Consider the following 14,657-nt stretch of genomic DNA (forward strand, 5'->3'; position numbering starts at 1 on the left):
TGACGCGCAAATGCAAACAATTATCAAATGGCCGCCCGCCCATGGGCGCGTGCGGTCTGCCGAGGATACTTGGCTTGACTGCCTGATGCCCGGGAAAACCCTTTAAGGAAGCTGTTTATGCGCCTGAGTCCCCGCGTTCTTGCCTTGTGTGTTGGACTGCTCGTCAGCCATCAGGTGACAGCGGCCGAACTGCCGCAACGCTGGGTCAGCGCGGGTGGCGCGCTGTCCGAGTGGGTGAGCGCGCTGGGCGGCGAATCGAAACTGGTGGGCGTCGATACCACCAGCCAGCATCCGGAATCCCTCAAGGCGTTACCGAGCATCGGTTATCAGCGGCAGTTGTCGGCGGAAGGCATCTTGAGCCTGCGCCCGCAGATTCTGGTCGGCACCGAAGAAATGGGGCCGCCGCCGGTGCTGTCGCAGATTCGCACGGCTGGCGTTCAAGTTGAATTGTTCTCGGCCCAGCCGGATTTGCCGTCGCTGCAAAGTAACCTGGAGCATTTGGGCAAGTTGCTCGGCGCTGAAACTCAGGCATCCCAAGCCTTACAGGCCTATCAACAGCAACTGGATCAGCAAAGGATCCGGGTCACCCAGGCGCAGCTCAAGCAGAAAGCGCCGGGCGTGCTGTTGCTGCTCGGTCATATGGGCGGCAAGCCGATGATCGCCGGCAAGGACACCGCCGCCGATTGGCTGCTGCAACAGGCCGGCGGCCACAATCTGGCGACGCACACCGGTTACAAACCGTTTTCCAATGAATCCCTGGCCAGCCTGAACCCTGAAGTGCTGGTGTTCGCCGATCGCGCCCTGACCGGCGATGCGGCGCGTGCGGCGTTGTTCAAAGAGAATCCAATCCTGTCCTCGACGCGAGCGGCGAAGGCTGGGCGAGTGATGGAGCTCGACCCGACGTTGCTGGTGGGTGGGCTGGGGCCGCGGTTGCCCGAAGCGCTGAAAAAGCTGTCTGACGGCTTCTACCCCGGCGCGGCTGGCCAATGACCACGCTGGTAAAACCTCGCGCATTGTTTATCGGCTTGAGTGTGCTGTGTTTGCTGGCGATCTGGTTGTCGTTGGCCCTTGGCCCCGTGAGCCTGCCGCTGCTCGATACTTTGCGTGCAGCGCTGCGGCTGATCGGAGTGCCGATTGCGCCGGATGGACTGGAACAGGCTGAACTGATCCTCGGGCAGATTCGCCTGCCGCGCACCTTATTGGGCCTGGCGGTCGGCGGTGTGCTGGCGTTGTCCGGCGTGGCGATGCAGGGTTTGTTTCGCAATCCCTTGGCTGATCCGGGACTGGTGGGAGTTTCCAGTGGTGCGGCGTTGGGCGCGGCGATTGCGATTGTCGGCGGCTCGGCGTTCGGCGGTTTGCCTGAAGCTTTCGGGCCTTATCTTTTGTCGTTGTGCGCGTTTCTCGGCGGGCTCGGGGTGACGGCGCTGGTGTATCGATTGGGCCGACGTAACGGGCAGACCAATGTCGCAACCATGTTGCTGGCGGGGATCGCGTTGACGGCGCTGGCCGGTTCGGCCGTGGGTTTGTTTACCTATCTGGCGGACGACGCGACCTTGCGCACACTGACCTTCTGGAACCTGGGCAGCCTCAACGGCGCCAGTTATTCGCGGCTCTGGCCGTTGTTGCTGGTGACGGCCGGCGTGGCGCTGTGGTTGCCGCGTCGGGCCAAGGCGCTGAATGCGTTATTGCTGGGCGAGTCCGAGGCCGGACACCTGGGTATTGATGTCGAAGGGCTCAAGCGTGAACTGGTGTTCTGCACCGCCCTGGGTGTTGGCGCGGCTGTAGCAGCGGCGGGCATGATCGGTTTTGTCGGGCTGGTGGTGCCGCATCTGGTGCGGCTGCTGGCCGGACCGGATCACAAGGTGTTGTTGCCGGCCTCGGTGCTGGCGGGGGCCAGTCTGTTGTTGTTCGCCGATCTGGTGGCACGCCTGGCCCTCGCGCCGGCGGAGTTGCCGATCGGCATCGTCACGGCATTTATTGGCGCGCCGTTCTTCCTGTTTTTGCTGCTCAGGAGGCCTGCCTGATGCTGCGCACGGAAAACCTGGTGATCCGCCGGGGCAGCAAAACCGTGCTGACGGATATCAACCTCGAACTCAAACCTGGTGAAGTCCTCGGCGTGTTGGGGCCAAACGGCGCCGGCAAGAGTACGTTGCTCGGCGCGTTGTGCGGTGAGCTGCATCCCGATGAGGGGCGCGTCTGGCTCGATCAGCAGGAGTTGCGGCACTGCACCGGCGTCCAGCGTGCGCAACGGCTGGCAGTGTTGCCGCAAGTGTCGACCCTGGACTTCGGCTTTCGTGTCGAGGAAGTGGTCGGCATGGGCCGCTTGCCCTATCAGACGGGCCGGGTGCGCGATGATGAAATCGTCGCCGCCGCATTGGGCGCCGCCGATGCCGGGCATCTGAGCGGTCGCAGTTATTTGGCGCTGTCCGGCGGCGAACGTCAGCGTGTGCATCTGGCGCGGGTATTGGCGCAGCTCTGGCCGGGGGAGGCGGGGCAGACTCTACTGCTGGATGAGCCGACCTCGATGCTCGATCCGTTGCACCAACACACCACACTGCAAGCGGTACGCGAATTCGCTGATCGCGGTGCGGCGGTGATGGTGATCCTGCATGATCTGAACCTGGCCGCGCGCTATTGTGATCGCCTGTTGCTGCTCGAAGGCGGGCGCCCGGTGGCGCTGGATACGCCGCAGCAAGTGTTGCGTCCGGAACCGCTCAAAGCGGTATTCGGCCTGGAAGTGCTGGTGCAATTGCACCCGGAGCGTGGGCATCCGCTGATCATCGCCCGCTGAGTTGTTTATGGAGGTGAGAACATGCGTGGGATTTTGCTGCTGGCCGTGCTGCTGCTGACTGCTTGTCAGCACATTTCCGCGCCGCCACCGATCACCGGCGAGATTCGCGACTTGCGCACCGGTCAGTCATTGACGGCGCCAGAACTGGTCGCACGGTTGGCCAAGCCTGAGCGGCTGATTGTCGGCGAGCAGCATGACAACCGCGATCACCATCAACTGCAATTGTGGTTGCTCCAAGAGCTGGGTCAGCGGCGAGCGCAAGGCAGCCTGCTGTTGGAAATGCTCACGCCGGACCAGCAGCCCCGCGTCGATGTCGTGCGCCATGCCTCTACAACCTCAACTGATTTGCCCGGCGCATTGGCCTGGCAGTCGGGGTGGGACTGGGATTTGTACGGGCCGATTGTGCGTTTTGCCCTGACTCAGCCTTATCCGCTGCTGGCCGCCAATCTGGACAATGCCGAAGTTCGTGCTTTCTACGCCCAGTCTCCGACAGTGAGCGGTTCGCGCTCCAATGCCCCGTCGGTCAAGAAAGAGCTGCTGGAGCAAATCAGCGGCTCCCATTGCGGTCTGCTGCCCCAATCGCAAATGCCGGCCATGCTGGCGGTGCAACAGCAACGTGATCGGCGTATGGCGCAGCGGTTGATTGCGGCGCCGACGCCGTCAATGCTGTTGGCCGGCGCCTACCATGCGCGCAAGGATGTCGGTGTTTCGCTGCATGTATTGGATCTTGGCGAGCCTGAAGCGCCAACCGTTTTGATGCTGGCGGAGCAGGGCAGTGAGGTCACGCTGGCCATGGCTGATTACGTCTGGTACACGCCTGCTGCGCCGGCGCAGGATTACTGCGCGGAGATGCGTAAGCAGATGGGCAAGTAGGCTCAGGCGACTTTTCCACAGGCAAAAAAAGACCCGACAAGAGTCGGGTCAAATAACCGTGATTAGCCTGATGAGGAGATAATCTGAGAGTCCGAACCAAGGGCTTTTCAGAATATCGACCAGTCTCGCGACCAGTTGTGATAATCATAGCGATTCTCATTACCAAGTCAACCGCTGTTTTCCGATTAATTTTAAATTCGCCTGGAAGCCCCGTATTCATTGGGCTTCAGCCCGAAATTTTAGCGGCGCTCAGTTGGGTGATCTGCTTGTTCAACAGGCCGATGCGCCGCGCCATGCTTTCGATCAGGCTGTGAGCGATCTTCGGATTGCTTTGCGTCAGGCTCAGAAACTGATCCTTGGGGATCAGCATCACCGTGCTGGGTTCGCTGGTGACTACACTGGCATTGCGCTTCTCGCCGGTGAATACCGCCATGGCGCCGAAAATCTCATCCTTGGGCACATCGCCGACTTTGTGTCCGTCGACAAACGCCTCGGCGTGACCTTCGATGATGACGAACACGTGATCGGCCTCATCGCCTTGCTGAATCAGCACTTCGCCCCTGGCCACGCGCTGGAAGCCGTGGGCACTGCGAAACTCGGGTTGTTTCAGGCGGGCGATGGCGTCGGACAGCAAGGACGTCTGGCCGCCCAGGTATTGCAGGAATAACTCCGAACGCTGTGGATCGGCATAAATATGCTGGAACACTTCGGCGCGCAGGTAAGGAGTCAACGACAACGGGCCGTCGCTGCGCAAGCGGCAATGGGGCAGTTCAACGTCCTGGCGCAGGCCGACCAGGTCACCTTCATGCAGATAGAACAAGGCGCGCTTATCGACGCAGCCATGCAGCAAACCGCTTTCCAGCAAGAACAGCTGATCGCCGGGCAATACCGTCGCAAGGTCTTCAACGGCAGGCAGCTCCAAGACCGGCCCGCAGGGTGATAACCCCTCCAGCAACCGGGCGGGCATGTTTTGCAGGCGGTTGATCAGTGCGTCGGCGTAAGCCGGTTGTTCCCCGAGCAGGTACATGGCGATGGCGCCTGTTCAATTCTTGTGGCGTGAAGAGATGGCTTCCAGTTGTTTGTTCAAGGCTTCCTTGCGTTCGGCGGGGATGTCGTTCCAGTGCACATCCATCAGCGCGCCTTCGATCGCGTACAGCAACACCTTCGACGCCCGGAACCCGCGCGTGCGCACGGCCCGATAAGCGTCCACCGCCCCCAGGCGACGCAAGTCCGAGGCACTGTGGATGCCCACGGCATGCAGCCACTGTGCAGACGTCTTGCCAAGATTCTTCAGGTGTTGCAGTTCATCATTCATCAAGCCTCCTTGCGACGGCCGAACGGTGCGTGGGCGAGCCTTTGAGGAGTGTAGCCATCAGTAGGAAAAGCGTGATTGTTTGGTCGGTTTCGACGCAAAAGCTTCTAAGAGGCGGGTGATTGGCAACGAAGGAATGTCTGCGAACGCAGTGGAAGGAGGGCAGCGCAAACCCTTGTGGGAGCGGGCTTGCTCGCGAAAGCGGTGTGTCAGGCGAAATGAATGTTGAAGATTAAACCGCTTTCGCGAGCAAGCCCGCTCCCACAGGGATTGCGTCGTGTCAGGGGATTAGCGAGTGCGATAACGCAGGCGTGTCCCGAAATTCATCGACATCAGAATCTCGTCGGCACTCAGCTCCGGTGGGAAGTAGGCGCCGGAGATTTGCGCGTGGGCCAGGCTCGCGCCTTCCAGGGAGGCATTGCGGAAGTCGATGCCGCGCAAGTCGGCGGAACGGAAATATGCATCGGTAAAGTCGACGCCATCGGCATTCAGTTCACGCAGGTCGAGACCACGGAAGTCGCCACCGACCATGTCGATCGGGCCATCCTTGGGACGTTCCTTGTTGAAACCTGTGATGTCGTCTTTGTGCAGCAAGGCATAAAGCGGGGTGTCGAGAAGTTTCGGCTGGCTCATGTCACATCACCTGTTGGTTTTATGACGCCAGTATAGTGCCACTATTTGACAGCCGTGAAGCCGACGAAGGCCCCACGGCTGAAATAGTTTCTTACAGGCCCGGCATGCGTTGGCGAATCTGCGCCACAACAGTGTCGAGAGTCCCGCTTTCATTGGTCTGAACGCGTTTGCTGCAGAGAATCTCGGCCGGCGTCAGCGCTTCACGGCTGGCTTGCTGGGCGGCGATAACGGCGAGATTGGCGTCGGACGGATCTTTTTTCTCTGTCTGACGCAAGGCCAGCCAGCTCTCGATCACGGCTTGCGGTGCGTTGCAGTCCAGGATCAGGAACGGTGCACCGGTGGCTTCGGCAATTTTTGCCGCGCCGTCACGCTGGTCGCGCTTGAGGTAGGTGGCATCGATCACGACCGGGAAACCGGCCCGCAGGATCACGCCGGCGATTTCATGCAGGCGGGTGTAGGTCGCGGCGCTGGCATCGGCACTGTAGATGCCGGCCTGTGGATCGTTCGGCACGGTTTGCTCGCCGAACAGACGCTTGCGTTCAACATCTGAGCGCAGGCGAATCGCGCCCAGGGCTTCCACCAGGCGCATCGCCACGCGGCTCTTGCCGACAGCGGAGACGCCGTGGGTAATGGCCAGGAAACGCGAAGGGATGGTGCTGTAGCTTTCGGCCAGGTTCGCATAGTTGCGGTATTGGCGCAGGGTGGTGGCGCGCTGCACAGGATCGGCCTCGGCCGGCATGCTGAACAGGGCAACCTTGGCGCGGACCAGGGCGCGGTAGGCTTTATAGAAGTTCAGCACCTCAAGGCCCTGGTAATCGCCGGTCAGCTCCAGGTAATGGCTGATGAAACGGCGAGCCATGCTTTTCAGGCCGCGGTCTTCCAGGTCCATCGCCAGGAAACCGGTGTCGGCGTAGACGTCGGTGAAGCGGAACGGTTCGTTGAATTCGATGCAGTCGAAGATCACGACCTTGCCGTCGATCACGGTGGCGTTGCCGAGGTGAATGTCACCGTGGCATTCGCGGGTGAAACCGTCAGCCTTGCGTTGTGCAAACAGTGGCTTGAGGCGTTCGAAGCTGCTTTCGGCCCAGGCTTGCAGGGCCTCCAGTTGCAGCAGATCGGCCTTGTCGCTGAGGAACGGGCGAATCTGCTCGAAGTTCTGGCGCACTGGCGCCATGACGCTGTCCGGGGTGCCGGCATCGTGTTCGGCAGGCACTTTCGGCGCGGTGAGGTGGAACTGCGCGATTTGCTCGGCCATTTCGTCGATATGCGCGGTGGTCAACTCACCGTTGGCTTGCAGCGTGCTGAGCAACTGGCTTTGCGGGAACTGACGCATTTTCAGCGCGAACTCGATGGCCGGACCCTCGCCGCCCAGTTGTGGGGCTTCGGCACTGCCGGTGATCGGCAACACTTCAAGATACAAATCGTTGGTCAGGCGCTGGTTCAAGCGCAGCTCTTCAGCGCAGAAATGTTCACGATCGTCGAGACTGGTGAAGTCGAGGAAGCCGAAATTCATTGGCTTCTTCACTTTATAAGCAAAGGGACCCGTGAGGATGACCCAGGAGATATGGGTCTCGATTACCTGGAATCCGTCAACGGGATGCGGGTAGAGGGCCGGGTTTTGCAGGGCGGCGATCAGGGACTGGCTCACGGGCGATCCTTCAGAGTCGGGGAAAATTCAAGGTCGCCATTATGGCCGCAAGTCCGCCTGACGCAAACCTCGGCGGGCTCCTGTTGAGTATGAATAAAGTGCGTATAATCCGCCGCCATGACTCGTACTCGATCCCCTCGCAGCAAAAAAAAACCACCGTCCAAGGGCCTTAGCCCCTGGCTGAGCTGGGCCATTAAACTCAGCCTGGTCGGCCTCGTCGTGCTCGCCGGGTTCGCGGTTTACCTCGACGCTATCGTCCAGGAGAAGTTCTCTGGCAAGCGCTGGACCATTCCGGCCAAGGTGTATGCACGCCCGCTGGAGCTGTTCACCGGCCAGAAGCTGAGCAAGGATGACTTCCTCACCGAGCTCGACGCCCTGGGCTACCGACGCGAAGCCGTGAGCAACGGCCCCGGCGCTGCGGCGGTCAGCGGCAACACCGTCGACCTGAATACCCGTGGCTTCCAGTTCTATGAAGGCCTGGAAAAAGCCCAGCCCGTGCGCGTGCGCTTCTCCGGCGACTATGTGGCCGAACTTTCGGCGACCAACGGTTCGAAACTGTCCGTGGTGCGGCTGGAGCCGTTGTTGATCGGCGGCATTTACCCGAAAAACCTTGAAGACCGGATCCTGATCAAGATCGATCAGGTCCCGCCGTATCTGCTGGAAACCCTGGTCGCCGTGGAAGACCGGGATTTCTATCACCACTGGGGCGTATCGCCGAAGTCGATTGCCCGTGCCGTCTACGTCAACACCTCGGGCGGCAAGATGACCCAGGGCGGCAGTACGCTGACGCAACAGTTGGTCAAGAACTTTTACCTGACCAGCGAACGCAGCCTGACCCGCAAACTCACCGAAGCCATGATGGCGATGCTGCTTGAGCTGCATTACGACAAACGCGAGATTCTTGAGGCGTACCTCAATGAAGTGTTCGTCGGTCAGGATGGCCAGCGCGCGGTGCACGGGTTCGGCTTGGCCAGTCAGTTCTTCTTCGGCCAGCCATTGTCCGAACTGAAACTGCATCAAGTCGCTTTGCTGGTGGGGATGGTCAAGGGCCCTTCCTATTACAACCCGCGTCGCAATCCTGAGCGGGCGCTGGAACGCCGCAATCTGGTGCTCGATGTGCTCGAGCAACAGGGCGTTGCGACGGCCGAACAGGTCGCTGCGGCGAAGGCCATGCCACTAGGCGTGACCACTCGCGGCAAACTGGCCGACATCTCGTTCCCGGGCTTTATTGACTTGGTCAAACGTCAACTGCGCGAAGACTATCGCGACGAAGACTTGACCGAAGAAGGCCTGCGGATTTTCACCAGTTTCGACCCGATCCTGCAGATGAAAGCCGAAGCCTCGGTCAATGACACCTTTAAACGACTGGCCGGGCGCAAAGGTTCGGATGACGTCGAAGCGGCCATGGTCGTGACCAACCCGGAAACCGGCGAAGTCCAGGCCATGATTGGCAGCCGTCAGGCGAGTTTTGCCGGTTTCAACCGCGCACTGGATGCGGTGCGACCGATCGGCTCGCTGATCAAGCCGGCGGTGTACCTGACCGCCCTTGAGAAACCAAGCCAGTACAGCCTGACCAGTTGGCTGTCGGACGAAGCCTTCTCGGTGAAGGGCGCGGACGGTCAGGTCTGGAAACCGCAGAACTACGATCGCCGCTCCCATGGCACGGTGTTCCTGTATCAGGGGTTGGCGCATTCCTACAACCTGTCGACTGCGCGTCTCGGTCTTGAACTGGGTGTGCCGAATGTCCTCAAGACTCTGGCACGTCTGGGCGTGACTCGCGAATTCCCGGCGTTCCCATCAATGCTGTTGGGCGCGGGTGGCTTGACGCCGATGGAAGTGGCGACCATGTACCAGACTCTCGCGAACGGCGGTTTCAATACGCCGATGCGCGGGATCCGTAGCGTGCTGACTGCCGAGGGCGAACCGCTCAAGCGTTATCCGTTCCAGATCCAGCAACGGTTCGATCCGGCGTCGATTTTCCTGATCCAGAGCGCCATGCAACGGGTGATGCGTGAAGGCACCGGCAGTTCGGTTTATAACGTGCTGCCCAAGACCCTGACGCTGGCGGGCAAGACCGGTACCAGTAACGATTCCCGTGACAGCTGGTTCGCCGGTTTCAGCCAGGATCTGCTGGCAGTGGTCTGGCTGGGGCGCGACGATAACGGCAAGACACCGTTCACCGGCGCCACCGGTGCGTTGCAGGTCTGGACCAGTTTCATGCGCAAGGCCGATCCGCTGCCGCTGGACATGCCGCAGCCGGATAACATTGTTCAGGCGTGGGTTGATTCGCGCACCGGGCAGGGCTCTGATGCCAACTGCCCAGGTGCGGTGCAGATGCCGTATATTCGCGGCAGCGAACCGCCTCCCGGCGCCGCTTGCGGTGGGGAAACCCCTGCTTCCGGCGAAACGGTGATGGATTGGGTCAAGGGCTGGATGAATTAAGCGAAGAGGGTTTCAAGTGAACAAGTGGTTGATTCCAGCGGTTACCGCCGTGGCTTTGCTCAGCGGTTGCTCCAGCGTACAGCGCGGTTCGATCCCGGTTGTGGATTCCGGCAGTGCGGTGTCGAACAGTGAACGGATTTCGGCGAATGGCGGTTTCCGTCAGACAACCGTGAAACGTCCTGCACAAGCCCAGACACAGGCGATCCCGCAAGGCGATACCGGTGTGGTGGTGATGGTGCCGGGTGGTGGCGCCGTGACTTCGGCGCCGATCAGCACTTCGCCGATCACTCCTGGCCCGATTACGCCGGGTCCGATTGATACGTCGCCGGTTCAGTCCGCGCCGATCAATCAAGGCAGCTACAGCATGCCATCGACGCCGAGCGGGATTCCGTCGGCCAGTACCGGTGGCGGTTTGTCTGCCGATGAACAACTCGATGGCCCAGTGTTGGCGTTGTTGACCACCGCTCAACAGCAACAGGCCGGTGGCGACCTCAACGGCGCGTCCTCCAGCCTGGAACGTGCCCAGCGTGTTGCTCCGCGTGAGCCGCAAGTGCTTTATCGCCTGGCGCAAGTACGCATGGCTCAAGGCGATGCACCGCAAGCCGAGCAGTTTGCCCGTCGTGGTCTGACGTTCGCCAATGGCCGTCCAGATCTTCAAGCCAGCCTGTGGGAATTGATCGCTCAGGCGCGTGAGAAACAGGGCGATTCCGCTGGCGCTGCGCAGGCTCGTCAGAAGGCCAAGGTTTCGCTGTGATGGATGCACGTTTCCCAAAGATTGCCGAGCAGTTGCTGCTGATCGAACGTGAGTTGCGGATTCAGGGCTGGTGGGATGAAGTCGCGCCGAGTACTGAAGCGCTGTCCAGTGTCGAGCCGTTTTCGGTCGACACCCTGGACTTCGAGCAATGGCTGCAATGGATCTTCCTGCCGCGCATGAAGGCGATCCTCGAGCAGGATCTGCCGTTGCCCAATGCGTCGGGCATTCAGGAGATGGCCGAGATGGTCTTCGCCGCCCGCAACGTTCAGGGCAAGGATCGACAGCTTCAGGTTCTGCTTAAAGAATTCGACCTGCTGATCACGGCCTCTCGCTAAAGCGCTGCGCAGGAGCCCTACAGGTTTTTATTGGCAGTTATCGGCAATCTGTTTCTGTGCTTCGGTGATGCGCTCCTGACGTGTCTGGTCGGTCAGGCGGCGCATCTCCCCGTCAATCTCTTCCCGTAGTCGCGGATTGTTCTGCAGTTGAGCGAGGTTCGTCCGCGCCTGCTCGCAGAACACCTTGAGCTGGGCTTGCTGCTCGGCCACCTGCTTTTTCACAGTCTTATCGATGGCTTGCTGATCGCCGAGCACATTGCTGCGCTCGGGCGCAGGTGGTTTGCCGGCGGGTGAGGCGGGCGTGACCACTGTGGTGGTTTGCTGACCTTGCGGCGGCTGGGCATCGAAGTGGGTCACGCCTTGGGCATCCACCCACTTGTAGATCTGGCCAGCCATGCACCAAGGGCTCAAGGTGATCAGCAGACTGGCGGTGAAGAAGAGCGTACGCATGCCATTTCCTTGTCATAAGTTGCGCAATTGAAGCTAACACACTCGCGGTTTACGGGTTTTTTCTTGCGTTCTCATGTGCTTACTCACAATAAAGCACATAGACGACTTGACTTGCAGAGGACGAAACAGAAGAATCCAAAGTCCGCTGTAGAGGGACTGCCAGAAGCAGACCCGCTCGGCAGATCATGAGGCGCATACCCGCGCCGACCTGTAACACCCGCAACGCGTTACCTCGCGCTGGGTGGGAAAGCCCCGCAACACTTGGGACGATCCCAATACTTGCTCAGTCAGTGCTGACGTAGTCGGCGACCACCGTCGCTCATGCTCTGCCGAGAAGTAAACCTATTAAGACCCGTCCTCTTGTGAGTGGACGGTATTCTGGCGTTTTAGAGGTGAACAACGTGGAGCTTTTATCTGGCGGTGAGATGCTCGTCCGCTTTTTGCGTGACGAAGGCGTCAAATATATCTACGGGTACCCGGGTGGTGCTCTTCTTCATGTCTACGATGCCCTGTTCAAAGAACCGGAAGTGACCCACATCCTGGTTCGTCACGAACAAGCGGCTACCCATATGGCTGACGGCTATGCCCGTGCCACCGGTAAAGCCGGCGTGGTACTGGTGACTTCCGGTCCTGGCGCAACCAATGCCATCACCGGTATCGCCACCGCCTATATGGACTCCATTCCAATGGTGGTCATTTCCGGCCAAGTGCCTAGCACCATGGTAGGCACCGACGCGTTCCAGGAAACCGACATGATCGGTATCTCCCGGCCGATCGTGAAGCACAGCTTCATGATCAAGCACGCTTCGGAAATCCCGGAAGTCATGAAGAAAGCGTTCTACCTGGCGCAATCCGGTCGTCCTGGTCCGGTCGTTGTCGATATTCCGAAAGACATGACCAACCCGGCCGAGAAGTTCGAATACATCTTCCCGAAGAAAGCCAAGCTGCGTTCCTACAGCCCGGCCGTTCGCGGTCACTCCGGGCAAATCCGCAAGGCAGCCGAAATGCTCCTGGCGGCCAAGCGTCCGGTGATGTACGCAGGTGGTGGCGTGATCCTCGGTGGTGGCTCGGCGCCGCTGACCGAATTGGCGAAGATGCTCAACCTGCCAGTGACCAATACCCTGATGGGCCTGGGTGCCTACCCTGGCACCGACCGTCAGTTCATCGGCATGCTCGGCATGCATGGCAGCTACACCGCCAACCTGGCGATGCACCATGCCGACGTGATCCTGGCAGTTGGTGCGCGTTTCGATGACCGTGTGATCAACGGCCCGGCGAAGTTCTGCCCGAACGCCAAGATCATTCACATCGACATCGACCCGGCTTCGATCTCCAAGACCATCAAGGCCGACGTGCCTATCGTTGGTCCGGTGGAAAGTGTCCTGACCGAAATGGTCGCGATCCTCAAGGAAATCGGCGAGACCCCGAACAAAGAGTCCGTGGCCAGTTGGTGGAAGCAGGTTGATGAGTGGCGCGGTGATCGCGGCCTGTTCCCTTACGACAAGGGCGACGGCAGCGTTATCAAGCCGCAGACCGTGGTCGAAACCCTGTGCGAAGTGACCAAGGGCGATGCGTATGTCGCTTCGGATGTGGGTCAGCACCAGATGTTCGCGGCGCAGTACTACAAGTTCAACAAGCCGAACCGCTGGATCAACTCCGGCGGCCTGGGCACCATGGGCTTCGGTTTCCCGGCGGCCATGGGCATCAAGTTGAGCTTCCCGGATGCCGACGTCGTCTGCGTGACGGGCGAGGGCAGCATCCAGATGAACATCCAGGAACTGTCCACCTGTCTGCAATATGGCTTGCCGGTCAAAATCGTCATCCTGAACAACGGTGTTCTGGGTATGGTTCGCCAGTGGCAGGACATGAGCTACGGCAGCCGTCACTCACACTCCTACATGGAATCGTTGCCTGACTTCGTCAAGCTGGCCGAGGCCTATGGTCACGTCGGCGTGCGCATCACCGAATCGAAAGATTTGAAGTCGAAGATGGAAGAAGCGTTCGCCATGAAGGATCGCCTGGTGATCATCGATGTTTCGGTCGACACCAGCGAGCACGTCTACCCGATGCAGATCAAAGACGGTTCCATGCGCGATATGTGGCTGAGCAAGACGGAGCGTACTTAATCATGCGGCACATTATTTCCTTGCTTCTGGAAAACGAACCCGGCGCTCTGTCTCGTGTAGTCGGCCTGTTCTCGCAGCGCAACTACAACATCGAAAGCCTGACCGTGGCACCGACCGAAGACCCGACCCTGTCGCGCCTGACGTTGACCACCGTTGGCCACGATGAAGTGATCGAGCAGATCACCAAAAACCTGAACAAGTTGATCGAAGTGGTCAAATTGGTCGACCTGTCGGAGAGTGCTCACATCGAGCGCGAGCTGATGCTGGTCAAGGTCAAGGCCACTGGCGCCCAGCGCGCCGAGATCAAGCGCACTACCGATATTTACCGTGGGCAGATCGTCGATGTCAGCGCCAGCGTGTATACCGTTCAATTGACCGGTACCAGCGACAAGCTCGACAGCTTCATTCAGTCCATCGGCACCGCGTCGATCCTGGAAACCGTCCGTAGCGGCGTAACCGGTATTGCTCGCGGCGACAAAGTACTCAGCATCTAAACCAAATTAGCGAATGGCCTGAACGGCCTGGATATATAGGGGAATTTCATGAAAGTTTATTACGAAAAAGACTGCGACCTGTCGATCATCCAGGGCAAGAAAGTTGCCATCATCGGTTACGGTTCCCAGGGCCACGCTCAAGCGTGCAACCTGAAAGATTCCGGCGTTGACGTTACTGTTGGTCTGCGTAAAGGTTCGGCCACTGTTGCCAAGGCTGAAGCTCACGGCCTGAAAGTAACCGACGTTGCTTCTGCTGTTGCAGCTGCTGACCTGGTCATGATCCTGACCCCGGACGAGTTCCAGTCGGCCCTGTACAAAAACGAAATCGAGCCGAACATCAAGAAAGGCGCCACCCTGGCCTTCTCCCACGGCTTCGCGATCCACTACAACCAGGTTGTTCCGCGCGCTGACCTCGACGTGATCATGATCGCGCCGAAAGCACCGGGCCACACCGTGCGCTCCGAGTTCGTCAAAGGCGGCGGTATCCCTGACCTGATCGCGATCTACCAGGACGCTTCGGGCAACGCCAAAAACGTTGCACTGTCCTACGCCGCTGGCGTTGGTGGCGGTCGTACCGGCATCATCGAAACCACCTTCAAGGACGAGACCGAAACCGACCTGTTCGGCGAACAAGCCGTTCTGTGCGGCGGTACCGTTGAGCTGGTAAAAGCCGGTTTCGAAACCCTGGTTGAAGCTGGCTACGCGCCGGAAATGGCCTACTTCGAATGCCTGCACGAACTGAAGCTGATCGTTGACCTCAGGTACGAAGGCGGTATCGCCCACATGAACTACTCGATCT

General features: G+C 59.8%; 15 protein-coding genes. 10 read left to right on the forward strand and 5 right to left on the reverse strand.

All coding sequences use genetic code 11. The annotated features are described in order from the left end of the window. Window positions 1-117 precede the first annotated feature (117 nt). Genes ACIQY3_RS28360 through ACIQY3_RS28375 form a run of 4 tightly spaced genes read left to right on the forward strand, consistent with a single transcriptional unit; the run spans window position 118 to window position 3,664 of the window. Window positions 118-990 carry a hemin ABC transporter substrate-binding protein gene (locus ACIQY3_RS28360; RefSeq protein ID WP_403026406.1) on the forward strand — a complete coding sequence of 291 codons (873 nt, stop codon included), beginning with the start codon at window positions 118-120 and terminating at the stop codon, window positions 988-990. A gap of 50 nt (window positions 991-1,040) precedes the next feature. Then, entirely contained in the window at window positions 1,041-2,024 is a 984-nt protein-coding gene (locus ACIQY3_RS28365) for an iron ABC transporter permease (protein WP_185076492.1), read from the forward strand. Then, window positions 2,024-2,791: a heme ABC transporter ATP-binding protein gene (locus ACIQY3_RS28370; RefSeq protein WP_403026408.1), complete on the forward strand. Its 768-nt coding sequence runs from the start codon at window positions 2,024-2,026 to the stop codon at window positions 2,789-2,791. Before ACIQY3_RS28365 ends, ACIQY3_RS28370 begins: the two co-directional genes overlap by 1 nt. A gap of 21 nt (window positions 2,792-2,812) precedes the next feature. Further along, entirely contained in the window at window positions 2,813-3,664 is an 852-nt protein-coding gene (locus ACIQY3_RS28375) for a ChaN family lipoprotein (RefSeq protein ID WP_403026410.1), read from the forward strand. 226 nt (window positions 3,665-3,890) lie between these two features. Here ACIQY3_RS28375 and ACIQY3_RS28380 read toward each other — a convergent pair whose 3' ends face one another. The 4 genes from ACIQY3_RS28380 to ACIQY3_RS28395 form a co-directional block, all read right to left on the reverse strand. Then, window positions 3,891-4,691, reverse strand: coding sequence for a Crp/Fnr family transcriptional regulator (locus ACIQY3_RS28380; protein ID WP_403026413.1), 801 nt, complete (start codon window positions 4,689-4,691; stop codon window positions 3,891-3,893). 15 nt (window positions 4,692-4,706) lie between these two features. After that, window positions 4,707-4,979 carry a TfoX/Sxy family protein gene (locus ACIQY3_RS28385; protein WP_007971093.1) on the reverse strand — a complete coding sequence of 91 codons (273 nt, stop codon included), beginning with the start codon at window positions 4,977-4,979 and terminating at the stop codon, window positions 4,707-4,709. Between the two features lie 285 nt (window positions 4,980-5,264). Further along, entirely contained in the window at window positions 5,265-5,609 is a 345-nt protein-coding gene (locus tag ACIQY3_RS28390) for a pentapeptide repeat-containing protein (protein WP_213940712.1), read from the reverse strand. 91 nt (window positions 5,610-5,700) lie between these two features. After that, complete coding sequence (locus ACIQY3_RS28395; RefSeq protein WP_403026417.1) at window positions 5,701-7,257, reverse strand: AAA family ATPase; 1,557 nt, start codon at window positions 7,255-7,257, stop codon at window positions 5,701-5,703. 117 nt (window positions 7,258-7,374) lie between these two features. Here ACIQY3_RS28395 and mrcB point away from each other — a divergent pair, with 117 nt between their 5' ends. Genes mrcB through ACIQY3_RS28410 form a run of 3 tightly spaced genes read left to right on the forward strand, consistent with a single transcriptional unit; the run spans window position 7,375 to window position 10,788 of the window. Next, entirely contained in the window at window positions 7,375-9,699 is a 2,325-nt protein-coding gene (gene mrcB, locus ACIQY3_RS28400) for a penicillin-binding protein 1B (RefSeq protein ID WP_403026420.1), read from the forward strand. Window positions 9,700-9,715: 16 nt separating this feature from the next. After that, a complete protein-coding gene (locus ACIQY3_RS28405; RefSeq protein ID WP_403026423.1) occupies window positions 9,716-10,453 on the forward strand; it encodes a tetratricopeptide repeat protein in 738 nt (245 codons plus the stop codon). Continuing rightward, a complete protein-coding gene (locus tag ACIQY3_RS28410) occupies window positions 10,453-10,788 on the forward strand; it encodes a YqcC family protein (RefSeq protein ID WP_403026425.1) in 336 nt (111 codons plus the stop codon). Before ACIQY3_RS28405 ends, ACIQY3_RS28410 begins: the two co-directional genes overlap by 1 nt. A gap of 27 nt (window positions 10,789-10,815) precedes the next feature. On the opposite strand, the gene ACIQY3_RS28415 is transcribed toward ACIQY3_RS28410, so the two are convergent. Next, the gene (locus tag ACIQY3_RS28415; RefSeq protein WP_403026428.1) at window positions 10,816-11,238 is read right to left on the reverse strand and encodes a DUF4124 domain-containing protein; all 423 of its coding nucleotides are present in this window, start codon (window positions 11,236-11,238) and stop codon (window positions 10,816-10,818) included. Between the two features lie 401 nt (window positions 11,239-11,639). Between ACIQY3_RS28415 and ACIQY3_RS28420 the strand changes: the two genes are divergently transcribed. The 3 genes from ACIQY3_RS28420 to ilvC form a co-directional block, all read left to right on the forward strand. Further along, complete coding sequence (locus ACIQY3_RS28420) at window positions 11,640-13,364, forward strand: acetolactate synthase 3 large subunit (RefSeq protein WP_054055337.1); 1,725 nt, start codon at window positions 11,640-11,642, stop codon at window positions 13,362-13,364. 2 nt (window positions 13,365-13,366) lie between these two features. Next, window positions 13,367-13,858 carry an acetolactate synthase small subunit gene (ilvN, locus tag ACIQY3_RS28425; protein WP_003176102.1) on the forward strand — a complete coding sequence of 164 codons (492 nt, stop codon included), beginning with the start codon at window positions 13,367-13,369 and terminating at the stop codon, window positions 13,856-13,858. Between the two features lie 48 nt (window positions 13,859-13,906). Next, the coding region (gene ilvC / locus ACIQY3_RS28430; RefSeq protein WP_403026433.1) for a ketol-acid reductoisomerase at window positions 13,907-14,657 on the forward strand (751 nt) is incomplete at its 3' end.

The organism is Pseudomonas sp. NPDC096950 (assembly GCF_044762525.1).
Lineage (GTDB): Bacteria > Pseudomonadota > Gammaproteobacteria > Pseudomonadales > Pseudomonadaceae > Aquipseudomonas.

Coding starts and splice junctions, on each gene's coding strand:
- ACIQY3_RS28360 (WP_403026406.1), top strand. CDS start 118: ATGCGCCTGAGTCCCCGCGTTCTTGCCTTGTGTGTTGGACTGCTCGTC.
- ACIQY3_RS28370 (WP_403026408.1), top strand. CDS start 2,024: ATGCTGCGCACGGAAAACCTGGTGATCCGCCGGGGCAGCAAAACCGTG.
- ACIQY3_RS28375 (WP_403026410.1), top strand. CDS start 2,813: ATGCGTGGGATTTTGCTGCTGGCCGTGCTGCTGCTGACTGCTTGTCAG.
- ACIQY3_RS28380 (WP_403026413.1), bottom strand. CDS start 4,691: ATGTACCTGCTCGGGGAACAACCGGCTTACGCCGACGCACTGATCAAC.
- ACIQY3_RS28385 (WP_007971093.1), bottom strand. CDS start 4,979: ATGAATGATGAACTGCAACACCTGAAGAATCTTGGCAAGACGTCTGCA.
- ACIQY3_RS28390 (WP_213940712.1), bottom strand. CDS start 5,609: ATGAGCCAGCCGAAACTTCTCGACACCCCGCTTTATGCCTTGCTGCAC.
- mrcB (WP_403026420.1), top strand. CDS start 7,375: ATGACTCGTACTCGATCCCCTCGCAGCAAAAAAAAACCACCGTCCAAG.
- ACIQY3_RS28410 (WP_403026425.1), top strand. CDS start 10,453: ATGGATGCACGTTTCCCAAAGATTGCCGAGCAGTTGCTGCTGATCGAA.
- ACIQY3_RS28415 (WP_403026428.1), bottom strand. CDS start 11,238: ATGCGTACGCTCTTCTTCACCGCCAGTCTGCTGATCACCTTGAGCCCT.
- ilvN (WP_003176102.1), top strand. CDS start 13,367: ATGCGGCACATTATTTCCTTGCTTCTGGAAAACGAACCCGGCGCTCTG.